13 protein-coding genes and 1 tRNA gene are annotated in these 18,563 nt (G+C 64.0%); 6 read left to right on the top strand and 8 right to left on the bottom strand.

Annotated features, from left to right (window positions below; translation table 11 throughout):
* Positions 1-73: 73 nt before the first annotated feature.
* Positions 74-358, bottom strand: coding sequence for a DUF4834 family protein (locus H145_RS0114010; protein WP_019948789.1), 285 nt, complete (start codon positions 356-358; stop codon positions 74-76).
* Between the two features lie 26 nt (positions 359-384).
* Positions 385-1,137: an FkbM family methyltransferase gene (locus H145_RS0114005; protein WP_019948788.1), complete on the bottom strand. Its 753-nt coding sequence runs from the start codon at positions 1,135-1,137 to the stop codon at positions 385-387.
* A 134-nt stretch (positions 1,138-1,271) separates the two neighbouring features.
* Here H145_RS0114005 and H145_RS0114000 point away from each other — a divergent pair.
* The 5 genes from H145_RS0114000 (at position 1,272) to H145_RS0113980 (ending at position 5,126) form a co-directional block, all read left to right on the top strand.
* Positions 1,272-1,344: transfer RNA gene (locus tag H145_RS0114000), tRNA-Thr, on the top strand.
* 149 nt (positions 1,345-1,493) lie between these two features.
* Positions 1,494-2,798 carry a tyrosine-type recombinase/integrase gene (locus tag H145_RS0113995; protein WP_019948787.1) on the top strand — a complete coding sequence of 435 codons (1,305 nt, stop codon included), beginning with the start codon at positions 1,494-1,496 and terminating at the stop codon, positions 2,796-2,798.
* A 309-nt stretch (positions 2,799-3,107) separates the two neighbouring features.
* Positions 3,108-3,590, top strand: a complete 483-nt coding sequence (locus H145_RS21365; protein ID WP_019948786.1) for a thermonuclease family protein — start codon at positions 3,108-3,110, stop codon at positions 3,588-3,590.
* Between the two features lie 61 nt (positions 3,591-3,651).
* The gene (locus H145_RS0113985; RefSeq protein WP_019948785.1) at positions 3,652-4,275 is read left to right on the top strand and encodes a DUF6266 family protein; all 624 of its coding nucleotides are present in this window, start codon (positions 3,652-3,654) and stop codon (positions 4,273-4,275) included.
* A 179-nt stretch (positions 4,276-4,454) separates the two neighbouring features.
* The gene (locus H145_RS0113980) at positions 4,455-5,126 is read left to right on the top strand and encodes a hypothetical protein (RefSeq protein WP_019948784.1); all 672 of its coding nucleotides are present in this window, start codon (positions 4,455-4,457) and stop codon (positions 5,124-5,126) included.
* 294 nt (positions 5,127-5,420) lie between these two features.
* On the opposite strand, the gene H145_RS0113975 is transcribed toward H145_RS0113980, so the two are convergent.
* The 6 genes from H145_RS0113975 to H145_RS0113950 form a co-directional block, all read right to left on the bottom strand.
* Positions 5,421-7,001: a glycoside hydrolase family 32 protein gene (locus H145_RS0113975; RefSeq protein ID WP_019948783.1), complete on the bottom strand. Its 1,581-nt coding sequence runs from the start codon at positions 6,999-7,001 to the stop codon at positions 5,421-5,423.
* A 60-nt stretch (positions 7,002-7,061) separates the two neighbouring features.
* Positions 7,062-7,967, bottom strand: coding sequence for a carbohydrate kinase family protein (locus H145_RS0113970; protein WP_033426272.1), 906 nt, complete (start codon positions 7,965-7,967; stop codon positions 7,062-7,064).
* 144 nt (positions 7,968-8,111) lie between these two features.
* Positions 8,112-9,446, bottom strand: a complete 1,335-nt coding sequence (locus H145_RS0113965; protein ID WP_019948781.1) for a sugar porter family MFS transporter — start codon at positions 9,444-9,446, stop codon at positions 8,112-8,114.
* 109 nt (positions 9,447-9,555) lie between these two features.
* On the bottom strand, positions 9,556-11,271 hold the full coding sequence (locus tag H145_RS0113960) for a RagB/SusD family nutrient uptake outer membrane protein (RefSeq protein WP_019948780.1): 1,716 nt from the start codon (positions 11,269-11,271) through the stop codon (positions 9,556-9,558).
* Positions 11,272-11,340: 69 nt separating this feature from the next.
* The gene (locus H145_RS0113955; RefSeq protein ID WP_019948779.1) at positions 11,341-14,499 is read right to left on the bottom strand and encodes a SusC/RagA family TonB-linked outer membrane protein; all 3,159 of its coding nucleotides are present in this window, start codon (positions 14,497-14,499) and stop codon (positions 11,341-11,343) included.
* A gap of 291 nt (positions 14,500-14,790) precedes the next feature.
* Positions 14,791-17,574 (bottom strand): hybrid sensor histidine kinase/response regulator transcription factor, encoded by a 2,784-nt coding sequence (locus H145_RS0113950; protein ID WP_019948778.1) that lies wholly within the window; start codon positions 17,572-17,574, stop codon positions 14,791-14,793.
* An 831-nt stretch (positions 17,575-18,405) separates the two neighbouring features.
* Here H145_RS0113950 and H145_RS25050 point away from each other — a divergent pair.
* Positions 18,406-18,563: transposase (locus tag H145_RS25050; protein WP_019948776.1), on the top strand; the 158-nt coding region annotated here is incomplete at its 3' end.

Below are 18,563 nucleotides of genomic sequence, written 5' to 3'. Positions count from 1 at the left end.
GCGTTGAAATTTCTACCGATATGACGCCCCGCTGGGGCTGGCAGCTGGGGCTGGCAGCTACCGGCTCAGTGCCCTATTTCACTTCCTCAAAATCGACGTACTCGCCGCCTTTAAACTCCTTGGTGTCGGGCTCAGGGTGGGGCGGCACGTAATCGACGTGGACTTCGCCGGGGGCCGTGGCGGGGCGGGCGGCCGAGGGGCGGGGCGGTGGCTGGCTGAACGGATTCTGCCCGAACTGCTGGCCGAACTTTTTGGCCTGCTTCTTCACCAGCGCCCCCACTACCAGCCGCAACACCACGGGCAGAATGTAGCGGCTGACGAGCCAGATGACGAGCAGGATGATGAGGAATTTTACCATGACAACGAAGCCCGAAAAAGCGGGGCTCAGGAAACGGGTTGAAAGTAGAAATCGGCCGTAACGGCGCTGCGCAGCTGCTCTTCGGAACAGGCTACGAGTTCTGAACGCGCCGAGAGCACAAATGGTTTGTAGCCCAACTCGGCCAGCAGCGCCACCACTTGGCGGCGGTTTTCGAGGCCGTTGAGTTCCGTCTGAATCAGGGGCCGGCAGCGGCGCAGGGTGGCCTGCATGTTGGCAAACACCACCGACTCGAAGCCCTCCACGTCGCATTTCACGAAATCGAGGCGGGGCAGGTCGGCCAGCAGCTCGTCGGGCACGCGCATGGGCACTTCGTAGGTGCGGGCGTAGGTTTCGGTGGGGCTGCTGGCGGCAATTTTGGTCATGCCGTGGTGCAACAGGCCGGCGCGCTCGGGCGTGCCCATCTGCACGGTGGTGTTTTCACTGCCCAGCGCATACGGTAGCAGCGTAAGGTTGTCGTAACTGCTCAGCTGCACGTTATCGTGCCAAATGGCCTGGAACGCGGGTATCGGCTCCACGGCCAGCACCCGCCCGGTGGGGCCCACCAGCCGCGACAGCGCCACCGAGTAGTAGCCCAGGTTGGCCCCGATATCGAGGCACACGAAGCCGGGCCGCACTATTTTCTCCAGGAAAAACAGCTCGGGGTATTTGGCTTTGCCCCAGCCCGCGCCCACCAGCCGCAGGTACACGTGGCTCACGAGCCGGATGTAGCGCTCGAAGCCCAGCGTGCGCACCAGCAGTTTGCGAATCGATTTTACCATGCTACCCGCAAAGATGCCGCAAAGCCCCGGAACCGCCTAGCACCTGCCACCGAAAAAAAACCACCCGGCCCTTGCGCGTTGTGGGCCGGGCGTTCTATCTTTGCAGCCCCGGCGGGTCCGCTGCCGGGGTAAGCGCCTCTTTAGCTCAGCTGGTAGAGCAGCTCATTCGTAATGAGCAGGTCGTTGGTTCGAGTCCAATAAGAGGCTCACGTATTCCTTACCGGAGCACCCGGAAAACAGCCCCTCACGTCGTGTAGGCCGTTTTCCGGGTTTTTTGCGTCCGGGGGTTTCGGTGTTCCTGGGTGCGTTTCTTTCAACTCTGGGTGGGATTCACGCTACCCAATACGCTACCCTTTATGGTAACCCAATTCACGCTGCGGAAGCAGAAGCAAAACAAGGCGGGAGAGTGTCCCGTGTACTTAATGGTGTACTTCGACGGGGCCCGGCTGGCCTGCTCGACGGGCGAGAAATGCCGGCCGGCCGACTGGAACGAGGACCGGCAGCAGTTCCGCCGCTCTTACCCCTTCACCAATGAGGCCAACGACTTGCTGGCCCGGATGGCCGCCGACGTGCTCCAGTGGTGGCGGACTGTGCGGGCCGCGGGCGAGGTGCCCACGGTGGCTGGTCTGAAAGCGGTATTGCGGCCCGAGCAGGCTCAGGAGCAGCAAACGCCGGCCGTGCAGCCGGTGGCCGTGCGCTACGAGCAGTACCGGCAAGCCATGCGGGCGCGGGGCTATTCGCGCGAGACCTTGCGGCAGCACTTGGTGGCCCGTAACTGGTTTTCCGGGTTTGAGCAGTGGAGCGGGGAGCTACTGGACCCCGTAACCTACGATTTGGCCCGGCATGATGAGCTGTTGGGCTACCTACGGGAAGTGCGGAAGCTCGCGCCCAATACGATGTACACGGCAATTAAGGACCTCAAATCGTTCCTGCGTTTTCTGCGTGACGAGCGAGGCGTGGCCGTGGGCATCGAGCTGCGGAAGCTGGTGGCCAAGCCGGCCGATACGCCAAAATTGTACCTGTCGGCGGCTGATTTGCAGGCTTTGGCTTCGGCTATGCTGCCGGCCAACCTGGTGCCGACGCGGGACGTGTTTCTGTTCTGCTGCTACACGGGGCTGCGCTACTCCGATGTGTCGGCGCTGCATGCGGGCAACCTGCAGGAGTGGAAGGAGGGGCGGCTGTTGCGGCTGGTGCAGAGCAAGACGCGGGCAGGCGTGAGCATCTACCTGACGGCAGCGGCCTCAGCCATCCTCGACAAGTACGCCGACCCCGAGCGCCTGCGGCTGTTGCCGGTGCACCCGAACCAAGTGATGAACAAGTACCTGAAACGGGTGGCCCGGCTGGCGGGCCTGACGGGGGCCACCGACCTGGTGAGTACGGGCAACGGCGGTATCTCGCGCTCGGCGGTGCCCACCTGCGAGCTGGTGACGATGCACACGGCCCGGCACACTTTCGCCACGCAAAGCCTGCTGCGCGGCATGCCGGTAGAGGTGCTGCAGAAGGTGCTGGGGCACAAGAAAATCCAGACAACGCTTATTTACGCCAAGATTATCGAAGACTTTCAGCACCAGACCATGCGGCGCATCTGGGACGGTGAGGGGGCAACGGACACCTCGACGGGCCTGGACAGCCAGATATGCGCGGTGGAACCGGCAGCCTGAAACAGGTTAGGAGTTAAAACAGTGCGGCCCGCCATTCTGGTGGGCCGCTTCTGTATCGGGCTGTCCGTGCGGCCCCGGAAGCACAGGCCAAGATAATTCGACTGGCTGTTCTAGACTAAATCCATAACTATACACATATAAAATACAAATGTATAATTATGCTTATAATTGTACATGAATCCACTATTATTAATCCTCCTATGCGCTCTGACGTCGATGCCTGCGGCGTCGTCGGCGCAGGTCGTGCAGGCCTCCAAAGCCGTGCGGCAGCCGAAGCTGCCTGCGCCGGCGCCCCGTCGCGGGTCGGGGATGGAATTCGGCAGCGTGCGGCGGGTGCTGGATGGCGACACTTACGAGGTGCTGCTGCCGGCGGGGCTGGTTCGGGTTCGGCTGCTGGGGGTGGATGCGCCGGAACTGAGCCAGCCCTACGGGCGGCAGGCGGCGGATTCGGTGGGGCGGCTGCTGCAGGGGCGGGTGCTGGAGGTGGGACGGCTGGGGGTTGACGGCTACGGCCGCACGCTGGCCGGGCTGCGGGTGGGGGTGGCCGTGGGGCCACTAGCCGGGCCGTTCGTTCGACGGTGGTTGCGGGTGGATAGCCTGCTGGTGGCTCGTGGTTGGGCCTGGGCTTACGAGCCGGGCCGGTCGGTACCGGCCTTGGCGGGGCTGCAGGAACGGGCCCAGCGCCGCTACCGCGGCCTCTGGCGGTGCGGCCTGGTGGCGCCGGTGCGGCCGGCGGTGTGGCGGGCGATGAACAAACTGGAAAAACTGCGCTCCTGGGGTGGCTGCTCCTAGTAGTGTGGGCGCGCAAACAGCAGCCGAATTCTTTTCTCTCACTCTTTTTCTCTTTACAACGATGGCACGCATTTACAGCCCGTTGGGCAACATCCGCGGCTCGCTTGGCAACCTGACCTTCTCGGGCGGGGCCGGCGACAACCAGCTGCGCACCAAGATTGCCAGCAATGGCAGCAACACGCCCGCCCAGCAGAACACGCGCAGCCGCTTCAAGAAGCTGGCCGAGCTGTTCCGCTCGCTGGGCTCGACGGCCCGCGCCGGCCTGAAGCGGCAGGGCAACCAGTCGGCCTACAACCGCTTCGTGGGCCAGAACTTCTACAACACGGCCGCCGACGCGCTGAACGTGGCCAGCGTGGACTACTCGAAGCTGGTTATCTCGTCCGGTGCGGTGGCCCCGGTTACCGGCCTGACGGCGGCCGTGCGGGGCGACGGGGTGCTGCTGGTGAGCTACGCCGACAACAGCAACGGCAACACGGCCCTGGACACGGACCGGGTAAAGGTTATCCTGGTAAATAAGCAGACCGGCAACGCGGCCACGCCCGACGACGATGAGGCGACCCGCGCCGACGGGTCGGTGGAAATCAACACCGAGGGGCAGCCGGCGGCCGACCTGATGGTGCTGGCCTTCGCCTACCGCGCCGACGGGTCGGACGCTTCGCCCACCACCCGCCTGCAGGTGGTGTAAGCGCAGGCAGTAGAAAAGCCGCCCCAACCTGCTGATGGTTGGGGCGGCTTTTTTGTACTCGGCTAAGTTATGGGCGGGCAGATGGCCTGGAGTAGCTGCTAGGAGAAGCCTGGGAGCAAGCTAGGAGAAGCCAGCCAAAAGCCGGATGGTCTTATCAGTTGTACTTTTTCTTTACCATAATGGCACGGAAAACCGATTATCAGAAACAGGCCGATAAGCGCACGAAGGATGCGCTGCGGCTGCGGGCGCGCTACGATGCGCGGGCCCGCAAATACGCGCTGCAGTTGCTGGGCGCGCTGGCCGGCGCCGACGATGCCCGCGCCCGGCTCGACCGGATAAACCAGCTGTACGGGGTGGATATTTCAACCGAAACCATCCTCATCCACGACCTGCGCACGGCCGATACGGGCGGCCAGCTCGGCGGGCTGCTGGGCCAGAGTGAGCCGGGCGAGGAGGTGCAGCTGCTTAACCCAGTGGTAGACGCTAACGCCGGGGCGCTACTGGCCGTCGAAGGGTTGTTTGGAGAGGTGGCGCCTCCGGCTGGTTCTCCGGCACCAACGCCCACCTCAACGCCCACTCCTACCCCGACGTCGACACCGCCTCCTATCGACGTAACGGAGCTATCGGTGGCGTTACAACAGGGAGAGTGGTGGGTAAGTGTTGAGGCTAACGCTCCCTCGGGCAGCTATCTGGTGGTTTGTGAGGGGTACGAATCTGAGCGGCAGTTCTATAATGGCCGGTTGCGCAGCTTCGGGCCGCTGGCACGCACCGCCGGGCAGCAAGTGAAAGTTACGCTGACGGACTTTGAGAACCGGGCGCTGGTTGTGGAGCGTACGCTGACACTGGTGTGAGGGTACCGGGCTCAGGTAGCCGTGACAGGCCGGCTCCGCAAACGGGCCGGCCTGTTACATTTCAGCTTGAACAAGGGAATACAAGTGCAATGCTTGGCCGCTACCAGCGTGTAAGCCGGTTGAACTCACCGAGTAGTTCGGTTATGTCCAGAGTCTGGCAACAGGCTACTTTGGCCACTAGCAGCTTTGGGAAAACCTCTGGTTTAAACCGGGCGGACCAGAACTACCCTGGCCAAGCGGTAGCGGCAGCCGAGCCAGACCCCGCTAGCCTGTTTATTTCACAATCCCCTGTTATCAATTAGCGGGCTTCACTACCAGGTCGGCGTTGCTGATTTCCTGGAAGGTGATGCCGGACCTGGAGCGTAGCTGCACTCTCGTCAGGGGCTGGGTAGGGAAGAAGACGGCTGTCATGGCCGTCAGGCCCTCATCGGCAAACAGCTCTATGGAGGCCGCGTCGAAGTAAAGCGTCAGGGCGGTGCCGGGGGCCTGGGTGAGGCGCGGAGCCGTGCTGCGGCTGGCAAATTCCTTGTTGAAATCTACCTGACCGGCCTTGCTGCGGTCGATGAAGTAGTTGCGGGCAGCGGCATCGTAGCCCAATACCAGCTCCTCGCCGGCGGCGTTGCTGAGCACCAGCTCGAAGTCGGTCAGCTGCGCGGTGCTCAATGTCAGGCGGCGCTTGTCGCTGCTCGTTTTCAGCCGGCTCGTCAGGTCGATGGGGGCCTGCTGCACGGCTACGTTGCGCAGCACCGTGGGGGCCGGGGCCAGGCGCTGCAGCTCCCGGACCGGCTGGGAAGTCAGGTAGATTTCGGTGCCCTGCCGGCGCAGGCCCAGCTCGCGCGGGATGGTCATGGCATTGCGCCAGGGCGAGGTGGGCACCTGGTTGGCATAGGTCCAGTTGCTCATCCAGCCCAGGAAAATGTGGCGGCCGGGCGTGTTGTTCCAGGTGACGCCGGCGTAGTCGTCGGGGCCGTAATCGGCCCATTTGGTAGTGGTGGTGCTGGGCGTGAAGGTTTTGCCGTCGAACTGGCCGATAAAGTACTGAGTGCCCGAGCCACCGTTGGGCGCTCCGGGGTTCAGGTTGACGATGAGCACCCAGTGGGTCTGGCCATTGAGCTGGAGCGGGAACAAATCGGGGCACTCCCACACGCCGCCGTGGGCACCCAGCTTCTCGCCGAACTCGCTGAGCTTGGTCCAGTTTTTCAGGTTGGGCGAGCCGTAGAACGAAATCCGGTCCTTGGCGGCCAGCGTCATCACCCACTGCCGGCTGGCCTCGTGCCAGCTCACTTTCGGGTCGCGGAAATCCGGGATGCCGGGGTTGGGCAGCACGGGGTTGCCGGCGTACTTCGTCCAGGTTTTGCCCTCGTCGAGGCTGTAGGCCAGGCTTTGGTACTCGTGCTTGCCGGTGTGCTTCTTCTCCTCGAGGTCGTTGTGGTGGGTGAAAATGGCCACCATGGCGTTCTTGCCGAAGCCGGCCGTGTTGTTGGCATCAATCACGGCACTGCCCGAGAAAATCCAGCCCAGCGAATCGGGGTAGAGGGCAATGGGCTGCTCCTGCCAGCTCACCAGGTCGCGGCTGGTGGCGTGGCCCCAGTGCATCGGGCCCCAGACCATGCCATCGGGGTAGTACTGGAAGAACAGGTGGTAGGTGCCGTTGAGGTACACCATGCCGTTGGGGTCGTTCATCCAGTGGGCGGCCGGCGCGAAGTGGTAGGCCGGGCGGTACTGGGGCGTGGCGGGCGGCACCACGGCGGCAGCCGGCGCGGCGGCGCTGTCAGCAGCAACAGGGGTACCAGTAGTGGCAGTGGTCTGGGAGGTATCGGGGTTGCAGGCGGTGAGGGCGAGGGCGCCCAGCGCCAGCAGGAAGGCAGATTTCATCAGCAGGTAGTAAGGAGGGTGGTGAAGCAAAAAGAACGGTAGTGGCGGTGAGTGCCAAACTTAGGCGGGCTGGGCGGCCAGCAGCTGGTGCACGTCGGCTTCGCTGATGGCGGGCGTGGCCCCCTGGTGGGTAGCCACCAACGCCCCGGTGGCGCAGGCGAAGCGCAGGCACTCGCCGGGCTCCTGGCCGGCCAGCCAGCCCCGGAGCAGGGCGGCCAGAAACGAGTCGCCGCTGCCGATGGTGTCGCGCACTGAAACGGGCACGCCGGGGGCGCGGTAAAGCTGGCCGTTGGTCCAGAGCAGCGCCCCGTCGGCCCCGCAGGTCACGCACACGCCCTGCAGGCCGAAGCGGTCGGCCAGCCACTGCATGGCCGCGGGCTGGTCGGTTTCGGGGCCGAACCAGGCCATGATTTCGGCCAGCTCGTGGTGGTTCATCTTCACGAGGTCGGCTTTACCGAGCAGGTATTTCACGCCTTCGCGGGTGTAGTGCGGGGGGCGCATGTTCACGTCGAAGACCCGGAAGCGGGCGTGTTCGAGCAGGCGGTAGAGGGTTTCGCGGGTGCCGGCCTGGCGGGCGGCCAGGCTGCCAAACACCACCATATCGGCCGCTTCCACCAGCCGCTCCAGGCCGTTGTCGTACTGGATATAGTCCCAGGCCACGGGCTGCACGATTTTGTAGGTCACCTCGTTGGCGTCGTCCACGTTAGCTTTCACCACGCCGGTGAGGTGGGTTTTGCCGCGCTGCACAAAATCGGTACGCAGCGCCTTGGATTCAATGAAGTCCAGCAGCTCGGTGCCCAGCTCGTCGTCGCCGACGCGGCTGATGAGCTCGACCGGCACACCCAACTGGTGCAGGTGCACGGCCACGTTGAACGGTGCGCCGCCGGGCTGCCGGCCGTTGGGCAGCACGTCCCAGAGCACTTCGCCAAAGCAAACGATTTTCGGATGTTGAGAACTGGAAGGCATAGTATTCATCAGTTTAGGGGCGGCAGTGAGGTAGCAAGGGCGCAGGCCTGGCAGGTGCGGCAGCTGGCTACGCCACGCCCACCCCGGAGCAGGAATGACGCTCCGGCGGCGCCGCGGCATGCCGCGGCGCCGCCGGGTGGGCGGCTAGTGGATGACCAGCGTTTTTTCGAGCTGCTCCAGGGAGCTGCCTTTGGTTTCGGGCATCAGGCGCCACACAAACACCAGCTGCAGCACCATCATCGAGCAGAAGAAGGCGAAAGTGTGGCCGCCGCCCAGCTGCTCAGCAAAATACGGGAAGGTGAAGGCAATGATGGCGGCCATAACCCAGTGGGTGCTCGAACCCAGCGCCTGCCCCTTGGCCCGCACCGCGTTGGGGAAAATTTCGGAGATGAACACCCAGATAACCGCACCCTGCGAGAAGGCGAAAAAGGCAATGTAGATGAACAGCAGCCCCGGCACCAGCATGCCCCCGAAGGCCTGAAAGTTTTCGGTGTAGAAGGCCCAGGCCACCAGGCCCAGCGTGGCAATCAGGCCCCAGGAGCCGATGAGCATGAGCTGGCGGCGGCCCATCTTGTCGATAAACTCGCGGGCCAGCAGCGTGAAGGTGAAGTTGACCAGCCCCAGTCCGGCCGAGGATAGCAGGGCCGAGCTCTTGCCCAGGCCCGTCATTTCGAAGATGCGCGGGGCGAAGTAGATGATGGCGTTGATGCCCGACACCTGGTTGAAGAAGGCGAAGAGCACGGCCAGCATGACGGGCGTGCGGTACTGGCGCGCAAACAGGGAGCTGCCCCCGCCGGCCGCGTCGGTGGCGTTGGTGGTCAGGATGGAGGTCACGTCCTGGTCGGCGGTGGCGGGGTTGATGAGGCGCAGCACCTGCCGCCCCTCCTCTACCCGCCCCTGCCCGATAAGCCAGCGCGGACTTTCCGGCACCCGGAACAGCAGCAGGAAGAAAGCCAGGGCCGGTACTACCTGCACGCCCAGCATCCAGCGCCAGTCCTGCTCGCCGGTACCCGTGAGCAGGTAGTTGGAGAGGTAGGCGGCCAGAATGCCGAACACAATGTTGAACTGGAACATGCTCACCATGCGCCCCCGCGACTCGCGCGGCGACACTTCCGAGATGTAGAGCGGCGCCGTGACCGACGAGGCCCCCACCCCCAGCCCGCCCAGGAAGCGGAAGAGCATGAACAGCACCCAGTTGGAGGTAAGCGCCGCGCCCAGCGCCGACACGAAGTAGAGCACTGCAATCCAGATGAGGGTCTGGCGGCGGCCCAGCTTATCGGACGGCACGCCCCCGAAAATGGCCCCGAACACGGTGCCGATCAGGGCAATGGCAATGGTGAAGCCGTGCTCCACAGCGCTCAGGCCCCAGAGCTGCTGAATGGCCTTCTCGGCCCCGGAAATAACGGCCGTATCGAAGCCGAACAGGAAGCCGCCCAGCGCCACGACCAGCGACCAGAAGAATACTTTATTGTTTTTCATAGGTACAGTTGGCTGCCGGCCGGCGGCCTTTAGCCTTTATCAGATGACCGAATACTGCGAAAAGAAAGGCGCACGCCAGGGCCGGCTGGCCCCGGCGCCCGGCTCCGGGCTACCAGCCCGGGTTCTGCTTGTAGAGGCCCTTACTGAAGTTGATCTGGTTGAGCGGGATGGGCAGGTACTCGTCGCGGCCGGCCGTGAAGCGGGCCGTTTGCAGGTACTGGCGCTTGGTTTTCTCCACGCTGAAGTAGGTGTTGAGGTAGTCGGCGGCAATGCCCCAGCGCACTAAATCGAAGAAGCGGTAGCCTTCCATGGCAAACTCGAGGCGGCGCTCGAAGCGCAGGGCCTGCCGGGCATACTGCTGGTTCCAGCCGGCGGCGGGGTAAAGGCCGATTTTGTAGTTGGAGGTGCTGCCGCCAGCCGCGTTTTTCAGGCGGGCGGTGCTGTTCTGGGCCCGCTGCCGGATCTGGTTGATGAGGGGCAGCGCTTCGGCCGGCCGGTTGAGCTCAATCAGGGCTTCGGCCTTCCACAGCAGCACGTCGGCCAGCCGGATAACGGCCCAGTTCTTCGACGTGCTCATGAAGGGCGGCGTTTTCTGGAAGCTGGGGTCGGTGGGTAGCACCGTCTCCTTCATCGACATAAACACGCCGTAGGTGTTCGGGTCGCGCAGCCAGGAGTTTTCGAACACGAAGGTGGGCAGGTACTTGTAGGGGTGCGACGGAATGGCCACCGTATGGTCGAGGCGCGGGTCGACGGTGTTGGCCTGAAAGTCGGCGGGCGTGCTCAGGTCGGCGTTGTTGAAGGTGGTGAACAGCGGCAGGCCCTGGGCGTCGGTTTTGTAGGCATTCACCAGGTTCTGGCTGGGCTGGTGGAAGCCGCAACAGCCGTAGTCCGGGTTCATGGGGTAGTTGAGCACGTTGCCGCGCTGGGTGCGGCCCTTGGGCGTACCGTCGTTGCGCGAAAACTGGATGGCAAACACCGACTCCACCCCGTTGTCGCCGGCCGTGAGGAAGTTGGTGGCGTAGTCGGGGTGCAGCGAATATTTCGGAATCACCTGGTCGCAGAGGTTCACCACTTCCTGCAGCTTGGCCGCGTCGAGGCCCGTAACGGCGTGGGTGGTGCTTTGGGTGTAGGCCTGGTAGAGCAGGGTTTTGGCCAGGTAGGCCTGGGCCGCCGCCTTGTTGGCCCGCCCGACTTCGGACTGGGAGGCGGGCAGGTTGGTGGCCGCGAACCGGAAGTCGTCGGCAATCTTGCCCCAGAGCGCGTCGCTGGTCAGCTCCACGTTCGAAACAGTGCCGTACTGGTCGGTGGGCACGGTTTCGTCGATGTAGGGCACCTGCTTGAATAGCTCTTTGAGCAGGAAGTAGAAGTGGCCGCGCAAAAAGCGCATTTCGCCCTGGCGCGCCACTTTGGTGGGCATGGCGGCCTCGCTCACCGCATCGAGGCGGCGCAGCGCATCGTTGCAGCGCGAAATGCCCACGTAAATCAAGAACCACAGCTCGTCGGTGTTGCCTACGTCCACGCGGTTGAAGCTGAAGGTTTCGTAGAAGTAGAACGCATCCACGTCGGCCGTGCCGTTGCCGCCCTTGTAGGCGTCGCCGCCGCGCACGTTGCCGTAGGGCCACATGCTGGTGTAGGGGGCGCGGTACACGTCGTTGCCGAGCTGCGAATAGGCGGCAATGACCTGCTTTTCGATGTTGGCGGGCGAATTGAGCTGGTCGTCGCTGAGGGCGCCGGTGGGCTGCACGTCCAGGAACTTGTCGTCGTTGCAGCCGGTGGCCAGCGTTAGCAGCGAGAGGGCCAGCAGAGTAGACTTAAGGTATTTCATGGGAAGTAAAAGCTTGGGAGCGTGGACGGTCAGAAGAGAGGAAACCAAGGGGTTCAGGGCGCCGGGGCCCTAGAACGACACGTTCAGACCGGTGGTGAAAATGCGCGGAATCGGGTACTGGTAGTTCGTCACCTCGGGGTCGGAGCCGGTGTAGTCCTTGCTCTTGACGGTGAACAGGTTCTGGGCCTGCACGTAGAGGCGCACGTTCTGCAGCTTGATGCGGCTGCTCAGGGCCGCCGGCAGCGAGTAGCCGACCTGCAGGTTGCGCAGCTTCAGGTAGGAAGCGTTTTCGATGAAGTAGGTCGAGGCCCGCCCTTCGTTGTTGGTGTTGATGAGCGTAGCGGCCGGAATGGTGGAGCCGGTGTTGGTGGGCGTCCAGGCGTCGAGCAGCCGCGCGCCCCAGTTCTCGCCCGAGGCCAGGGAGGCGAAATCGGTGCGGAATTTGGCGTTGTTGAAGGCGTCGAGGCCCTGCACGCCCTGGAAGAACAGCTGCACATCGAAGCCCTTGTAGCCCGCGCCCAGGTTGAGGCCGTAGTTGAAATCGGGCACCCCCTCGGTAATCCAGGTCTGGTCGAAGTTGTCCACCTTGCCGTCGCCGTTCAGGTCTTTGTAGCGGATGCGGCCGGGGGCGGCACCAATCTGGGTGGCGTGGCTGGTTACCTCGCCCTCGTTCTGAAACAGGCCGTCGGCCACGTAGCCGTACACGGCGTTGATGGAGTGGCCCAGGCGCGTGACGTCCTGGCCGTTGCCGCCGTAGGCGTTAATCACCTCGTCGGGCAGGTAGGTCAGCTCGTTGCGGTAGGTGGCCAGGTTGCCCGTGATGCTGTAGGTGAGGCCGTTAGCCAGCTCGTTCTGGTAGTTGAGCAGGAATTCCCAGCCCCGGTTCTCAATGCTGGCCCCGTTCACGAACCGGTCGCCGCCCTCGCCCACTACCGCCAGGTAAGGCAGATTCACGAGAATGTCCTCGCTCTTTTTTACGAAGTAGTCGACCGAGCCCGAGAGCTTGTTCTGCCACAGCCCGAAATCGATGCCCAGGTTGGTCTGGGTGGTGGTTTCCCACTTCAGGCCGGGGTTGGGCCGCTGCACGCGCCGGTAGCCCGAGGGCAGGCTGGTGTCGTTGCCGTAAATGTCGTAGGCCGTGCCGTGGTCGTAGTCGAAGTTGGGGTCGAGCGTGCCCAGCAGGCTCTGGTAGAGGCCGCGGGAGGCGAAGTTGGCAATGTCCTGGTTGCCCGTCTGGCCCCAGCCGGCACGCAGCTTGAGGTCGGAGAAGAAGCCGGCGTGGTCTTTCACGAAGGTCTCCTCGCTCAGGCGCCAGCCCGCCGACAGGGCCGGGAAGATGCCGAAGCGGTTGTCCTGGCCGAAGCGCGAGGACCCGTCGCGGCGCAGGGTGGCCGAAAGCAGGTACTTGTCGGCGAAGGAGTAGTTGACTTTGGCGAAGTAGGAGGCCAGGCGGTAGGCCGTGCCCGAGCCGCCGTTGTCCTTGTTGGCCGCGCCCGCGTCGAGGTAGGTGTAGTTGGGGTCTTCGCTGGCGAAGTTGGTGCGCGAGGCGTAGCTGCCCTCGTCGTAGTAGCTGATGCGCTCGGTGCCGGCCACCACGCCCAGCTGGTGACGCTCGGCCAGGGTTACATCGTAGTTGGCCGTGTTCTGCCACACCCAGTTGCCCCAGAAGCGCTGGTTGTCGGTCACCCGGTTGTTCTGCTCGGAGAGGAAGCCCGCCTTGTAGGTTTTGTAAATCTGGCGGAACTTATACAGGCTGTAATCGATGCCGAAGCTGGAGCGCAGGTGCAGGCCGGGCAGAATCTCGGCGTCGGCAAACAGGTTGCCCAGCACCCGGCCCGTGTTGGAGCGGTTCTGCTCGTTGTCCTTGAGCAGGCGCAGGGGGTTGTCCCGGTCGCTCATGCCGGCCACCGGCCCGCCCCAGCCCACACCGTCAATCGTATGCACCGGCACGATGGAGGGCAGCTGGGTGGTGCGGTCGCGCACCAGGTTCAGGTCGTACTCGGCCCGCTGCGACTTCACAATGGTGAGGTTCTCCCCCACCTTGAGCTTGTTGTTGAGGAAGTTGTAGTCGGTGTTCAGGCGGGCCGTGTAGCGGTCGAAGCCGGTGTACTTGAGCGTGCCGCTGTTGTCGTAGTAGTTGAGCGAGAACAGGGCCCCGCCTCGCTCGCCGCCGCTGCTCAGGCTCAGGTTATAGCTCTGAATAAGGGCGTTCTGCTGGGTTTCCCTGAACCAGTCGGTGTCGGCGGCGCGCTGGGTTTTATCGGCGTCGATGAACTCGGGCACCGTTACGCCCGTGAGCACCCGCCGGCCGTCGGGGCCCACGCTCGTCTGGAAGTTGTAGTAGGGCAGGCTGGGCACGTTGCCATCATTGATAGCGGCCTGGCCGTACACCTGGCCGTACTGCCGGGTGTTGAGCAGCCTGATGTGGGGGCCCGGCTGCTGCACGCTGAAAAAGGTCGAGAAATCAACCCGCGTAGCACCCTTCTTGGCCTTTTTGGTGGTGATGATGATGACCCCGTTGCCGGCCCGCGACCCATAAATGCTGGCCGCCGAGGCATCCTTGAGCACCTGAATGCTCTCGATGTCGTTCTGGTTGATCTGGTTGATGCCCTCCTTGGTCGGGATGCCGTCGATGACGTAGAGCGGGTCGTTGTTGCCGAGCGTGCCGATGCCGCGGATGCGCACGGTGGCCGCGCTGCCCGGGGCCCCGTCGGTGGTGATGTTCACGCCCGGCACCCGGCCCTGCAGGTTGCGCGTCACGTCGTTGGAGGCCATGTCGCGGATCTGCTCCACCTTCACCACCGAGACGGCCCCGGTCAGGTCGGCCTTCTTCTGGCTCTGGTAGCCGGTTACCACCACCTCGTCGAGGGCCGCCGCGTCGGGGGCCATAGCCAGGCTGATGGTGCTGCGCCCGCCCACGGCCACCTCCTGCGACTTGTAGCCGATGAAGGAGAACAGCAGCGTGGCGTTGTCGGGCACGGTGAGGGTGAACTCTCCGTCGGGGCCGGTGGAGGTGCCGTTGCTGGTGCCCTTCACCACTACCGTTACACCGGCCATGCCGGCCCCGTTCTCATCAGTCACGCGGCCCGTTACGGGAACGTCGGCGGCCGGACGCATGGTAGGCAGGGTAGCCGCGGCCGCAGCCAGAGTAGGAAGCGGCAGCAGCGGCAGGGCCGAGAGCAGGGCCAGTCCGACGGCTGGCCGTAGCAGGGGGAATACGTGTTTCATGGTAGGAATTGAGAAGGGGGAAAACAGCGTCGATGACGGTGCCGGGGCGGCCGGGCAAGCCACTTTCCGGACCTGCCCGCCGCCGGTCCGGAGGATGGAACAGGGCGGGGCAGTGAGTCAAAGGTGCGGACAAACTCCGCCGGCGGCTTGCCGGATTCACTCAAAGACTTTCGATTCTGACTCATCTTTTACAAAGCCACCATATTACTGATTATCAATAATTTATCAATAAAAAACCCCCGGCGTTCGGCCGGGGGCTTGCACTCATGTTACCCGATTTCAAAAATTGATTCAGGGGCCGGGGGTGGTGTGCAGGGCCCGGAACTCGGAGGGCGACACCTGGTAGCGGGCCTTGAAGCTGGTGGAGAAGTAGGAGGGCGAGGAGAAGCCCAGCTGGTAGGCCACTTCGGCAATGGTCTGGTCTTCGTTGAGCAGCAGCTGGCGGGCCTTGGTCAGGCGGATACCCTGGATAAAATCGGTGACGCCGGTGCCCAGGATGGCCTTCACCTTGCGGTAGAGCTGCACCCGCGAAATGCCCAGGCTGCGGGCCACGTCCTCCACCGTCAGGTCGGAGCGGGTGAGGTTGGCTTCCACGATGGCCGTCAGGTCGGCCAGGAATTTCTGGTCGACGCGCTGGGGGGCCACGGTGGCCGTGTCCAGGCTCAGCTCGCGGCGGAAATGCTCGCGCAGTTTGTCGCGGTTGGCCAGCAGCGTGCGCAGGCTTTCGAGCAGGAAGGTGGGGTTGAAGGGCTTGGTCAGGTAGAGGTCGGCGCCGGCCTGCACGCCTTCCACCTGCTGCTCGGGCGCGTTGCGGGCCGTGAGCAGCACCACCGGAATGTGGGAGGTGCGCCAGTCGCCCTTGAGCTGGGCCACCACTTCCAGCCCGCTGAGCTCGGGCAGCATCACGTCGCACACAATCAGGTCGGGGATGTTTTCGGCGGCCAGGCGCAGGCCGGTGGCCCCGTCGAAGGCGGTGCTCACCTGGAAATGGGGTTGCAGCTTCTGGGTGAGGAAGGCATTCACGTCGGGGTTGTCTTCAATGACGAGCACCAGCGCCTCGGCCGCGCCGGCGGCCCCCCCGGCCACCGGGTCCGGGGTCGGCGGCGCGAAGCCCTCCTCCACGGCCAGGGCCGGGTAGGCCGCGGCCGTGGGCTCCAGCTGCCGGAGGGCCGCCGGCAGCTGGAGCGGCAGCGTCACGACGAAGGTGCTGCCCTGGCCGGGGCGGCTGCTGAAGGTGAGCTGGCCCAGGTGCAGGCGCGTAAGGCCCAGGGCCAGCGCCAGGCCCATGCCCGAGCCCCGGGCCCCGACCTGCCGGCCCTGGTAAAACCACTCGAAAATATGGGCCCGGTCTTCGTCGGAAATGCCCCGGCCCGTGTCCTCCACGCTCACCCGTACCCCCTCCCCGCCCGGCTCCAGCTGGAGGCTGACAGTAATCTGACCACGCTCGGGCGTGAACTTGAGGGCGTTGGAGAGCAGGTTGAAGAAGACCTTGTCGAGGATGTTGACGTCGAACCAGAGCCGGATGACGGGCTCGGCGGGCAGAAACCGGAGCGTGATGCCGCGCTGGCGGGCGGGCTTTTCGAACACGTCCATGATTTCGCGCACGAAGCTCACCAGGTTGCCCTCGGTGGCCCGCACCGGCATCTTGCCCACGTCAATCTTGCGAAAATCCATGAGCTGGTTGACGAGCTGCAGCAGGCGCTGGGCGTTGCGGCGCACCAGGCTCAGGTCGTGGCGGTGGGCGGCGGGCAGCTCGGGGCCGGCCGTCAGCATTTCCTCCACCGGCCCCAGAATCAGGGTGAGCGGGGTGCGCAGCTCGTGCGAGAAGTTGGTGAAGAAGCGCAGCTTGGCCTCGGTTTCGACCCTGGCCCGCTCAGAAAACTCCTGCAACTGGTTGCGCTGCGAGATGATTTCGCGGTTCTGCACGCCCAGGCGGTGGTTGCTGCGGCGGTTGGCCCGGAAGGCCCGGAAGGCCAGCAGCCCCAGCCCGGCCACCCCGAGCAGCGCCGCAGCCAGCGAGTAAAGCACCGTCTGCTGGCTGGCGTAGGTGGCCCGCTGCCGGCGCAGCAGCTCCTGCTGGCGCTGAATGTCCTGCTGCTGGCTGGTGAGCTTCTCGGTCTGGAGCTTCATCGTCACCACGTTGGTCGAGTCGATGACCATCGTGCCGAGCGTGTTTTCCTTGTCGTAGGGCTGGTTGCGCAGAATTTTCATGGCCGTGCGGATGGCCTCCTCGCCCCCGGGCGGGTAAAGCAGCGTGGCCGTCAGCACCCCGTCCTGGACAAACTGAATGCCGCCCTGGTTGCCCGGCAGCCCGTCTACGCCCACCACCCGGATGCGCCGGTCGAGCCCTAGGCGCTTGCAGACCTGGTAGGCCCCGAGGGCCATCCGGTCGTTGTGGGCGAAAATCAGGTCCGTTTCCGGGTGCGCGCGCAGCACGGCCGGCAGACTGTCCATCACCGAGGGCCGCTTCCAGTCGCCGTGCACCTGGGCCGTGAGACGCACGCCCGGGTAGGCGGCCAGGGCCTGCGCGAAGCCCTGGTGGCGGTCGAGGGCCGGCGAAGCACCGGGCGCGCCGAGCACCTCCAGCACGTGGCCACGCCCGCGCAGCAGGTTGCCCACGTAGCGGCCGGCCGTCTGGCCCACCTCCAGGTTGTTGCCGCCCACGTAGGCCGTGTAAAGCCGGGAGGTGGTGCGCCGGTCCAGAATCACGACCGGAATGCCCCGGTTGAATACCTCCTCCACGATGGGCGTAATCGGCTCGGCCTCGTTGGCCGACACGATGAGCAGGTCGATACCCTCGCGCAGAAACTCCTGAATCTGCTGCTGCTGGCGGCGGCTGTCGTCGTGGGCGTCCTTGAGGCGGAAGCGCACGTCGGGATAGAAGCTCAGCTCCTTGCGCATACCCGCCAGCATGGCCTGCCGCCAGGCGTCGGCGGTGGTGCATTGCGAGAAGCCGATGCGGTAGGTGGGCGGCGGCGGCGCAGATTGGCAGCCGCCCAGCAGCAGCAGGATTAAGAAGAGGTACCAGCCCAGGAAAGACCTGGTGCCCGGGCCAATACCAGCAGAGGTTTTCATGTAAGCGGTGGGAATGGAAGGCGGATAGTTCGAGGCTTCAAGTTGCACATAATTAAACCAGTGAAAAGCTGTCGACCGGATAGGTCAGCCCGGCAGCAGGCCCGGCCTGAAGTGCGCTATTCAGATAGTTGTTACGCACTTATGGGTAGCAATACAGGGCTGGGGGATTGTGCGGAAGTCCAGGTCAACAAGAAAACAGGGTGGTTTTAGTATGCCTGCTACTAGTCGAAGTAAACGTATCGAGCACAAAATCCGGTCCGACAGGCAAAAGCTAAGCGGCTGGTAGCCGCCGAACCAGACTGCATCAGCGAATGTGGCGTCGCAATATCTTCATTGGTCAGGCGGCTACCGAAACCGGCTGCCGGGCGTAACAGCGGAGCAGCTTGCCGTACTTCTTGCGGCCCTGCGCCAGCTGGGCCGGGTTTTAAAGCTTCCTTTCGGATACACCGACTCGGCCGACGAGCAGCTATGCAAGGAGCGCACGCTGAGTATGGGGTGAAGGTGCCGGGTTCAGCCGATGGCCACGCCAGGCAGGCAGTTGGCCGCTTTCGGGTTGCCCTGCCGCATAGCGCACGATGCCGGGGTTGTTGTGTATGGCTATTTCCCGACCAACCACAACGGCATCATCAGCTACGAGGTGCCGGTTGCGGATTCCTAGCCGGGCAGTCGTTCGCACTTGAAATTCTTACTGCAAAAAGCCGGTCCTTGGCAGGGACCGGCTTTTTTATTCATTATGAAGCTGTTTAGGAAGTAGTCAGTCAGGCGCAAAACAGAAAAGACTCCCACAAAAGCGGGAAATTTGAGGTGCGACCCATCTCCTTTCCCTCCCTCATGGAAGTCTTGAGCAAAGATATAATTACCCGCTGGATACTGCCCTTGTTGCCGGCCCGTGCTGGTGGCCGCCGCGCAAGCGTCGACCTGGCTGAGGTGGTGGGCGCCATCTGCTACAAGCTCAAAACAGGCTGCCAGTGGCGCTGGCTGCCCGTAAA

It is taken from the genome of Hymenobacter aerophilus DSM 13606 (assembly GCF_000382225.1).
Classification (GTDB): Bacteria; Bacteroidota; Bacteroidia; order Cytophagales; family Hymenobacteraceae; genus Hymenobacter; species Hymenobacter aerophilus.
The sequence above is the reverse complement of the archived record's forward strand: the minus strand, read 5'-3'. Positions and strand labels throughout refer to the sequence as shown.

What these genes read in the sequence shown, in the direction of transcription:
- H145_RS0114010 (WP_019948789.1), bottom strand. Translation starts at nt 358, where the DNA reads ATGGTAAAATTCCTCATCATCCTGCTCGTCATCTGGCTCGTCAGCCGC.
- H145_RS0114005 (WP_019948788.1), bottom strand. Translation starts at nt 1,137, where the DNA reads ATGGTAAAATCGATTCGCAAACTGCTGGTGCGCACGCTGGGCTTCGAG.
- H145_RS0113995 (WP_019948787.1), top strand. Translation starts at nt 1,494, where the DNA reads ATGGTAACCCAATTCACGCTGCGGAAGCAGAAGCAAAACAAGGCGGGA.
- H145_RS21365 (WP_019948786.1), top strand. Translation starts at nt 3,108, where the DNA reads ATGGAATTCGGCAGCGTGCGGCGGGTGCTGGATGGCGACACTTACGAG.
- H145_RS0113985 (WP_019948785.1), top strand. Translation starts at nt 3,652, where the DNA reads ATGGCACGCATTTACAGCCCGTTGGGCAACATCCGCGGCTCGCTTGGC.
- H145_RS0113980 (WP_019948784.1), top strand. Translation starts at nt 4,455, where the DNA reads ATGGCACGGAAAACCGATTATCAGAAACAGGCCGATAAGCGCACGAAG.
- H145_RS0113975 (WP_019948783.1), bottom strand. Translation starts at nt 7,001, where the DNA reads ATGAAATCTGCCTTCCTGCTGGCGCTGGGCGCCCTCGCCCTCACCGCC.
- H145_RS0113970 (WP_033426272.1), bottom strand. Translation starts at nt 7,967, where the DNA reads ATGCCTTCCAGTTCTCAACATCCGAAAATCGTTTGCTTTGGCGAAGTG.
- H145_RS0113965 (WP_019948781.1), bottom strand. Translation starts at nt 9,446, where the DNA reads ATGAAAAACAATAAAGTATTCTTCTGGTCGCTGGTCGTGGCGCTGGGC.
- H145_RS0113960 (WP_019948780.1), bottom strand. Translation starts at nt 11,271, where the DNA reads ATGAAATACCTTAAGTCTACTCTGCTGGCCCTCTCGCTGCTAACGCTG.
- H145_RS0113955 (WP_019948779.1), bottom strand. Translation starts at nt 14,499, where the DNA reads ATGAAACACGTATTCCCCCTGCTACGGCCAGCCGTCGGACTGGCCCTG.
- H145_RS0113950 (WP_019948778.1), bottom strand. Translation starts at nt 17,574, where the DNA reads ATGAAAACCTCTGCTGGTATTGGCCCGGGCACCAGGTCTTTCCTGGGC.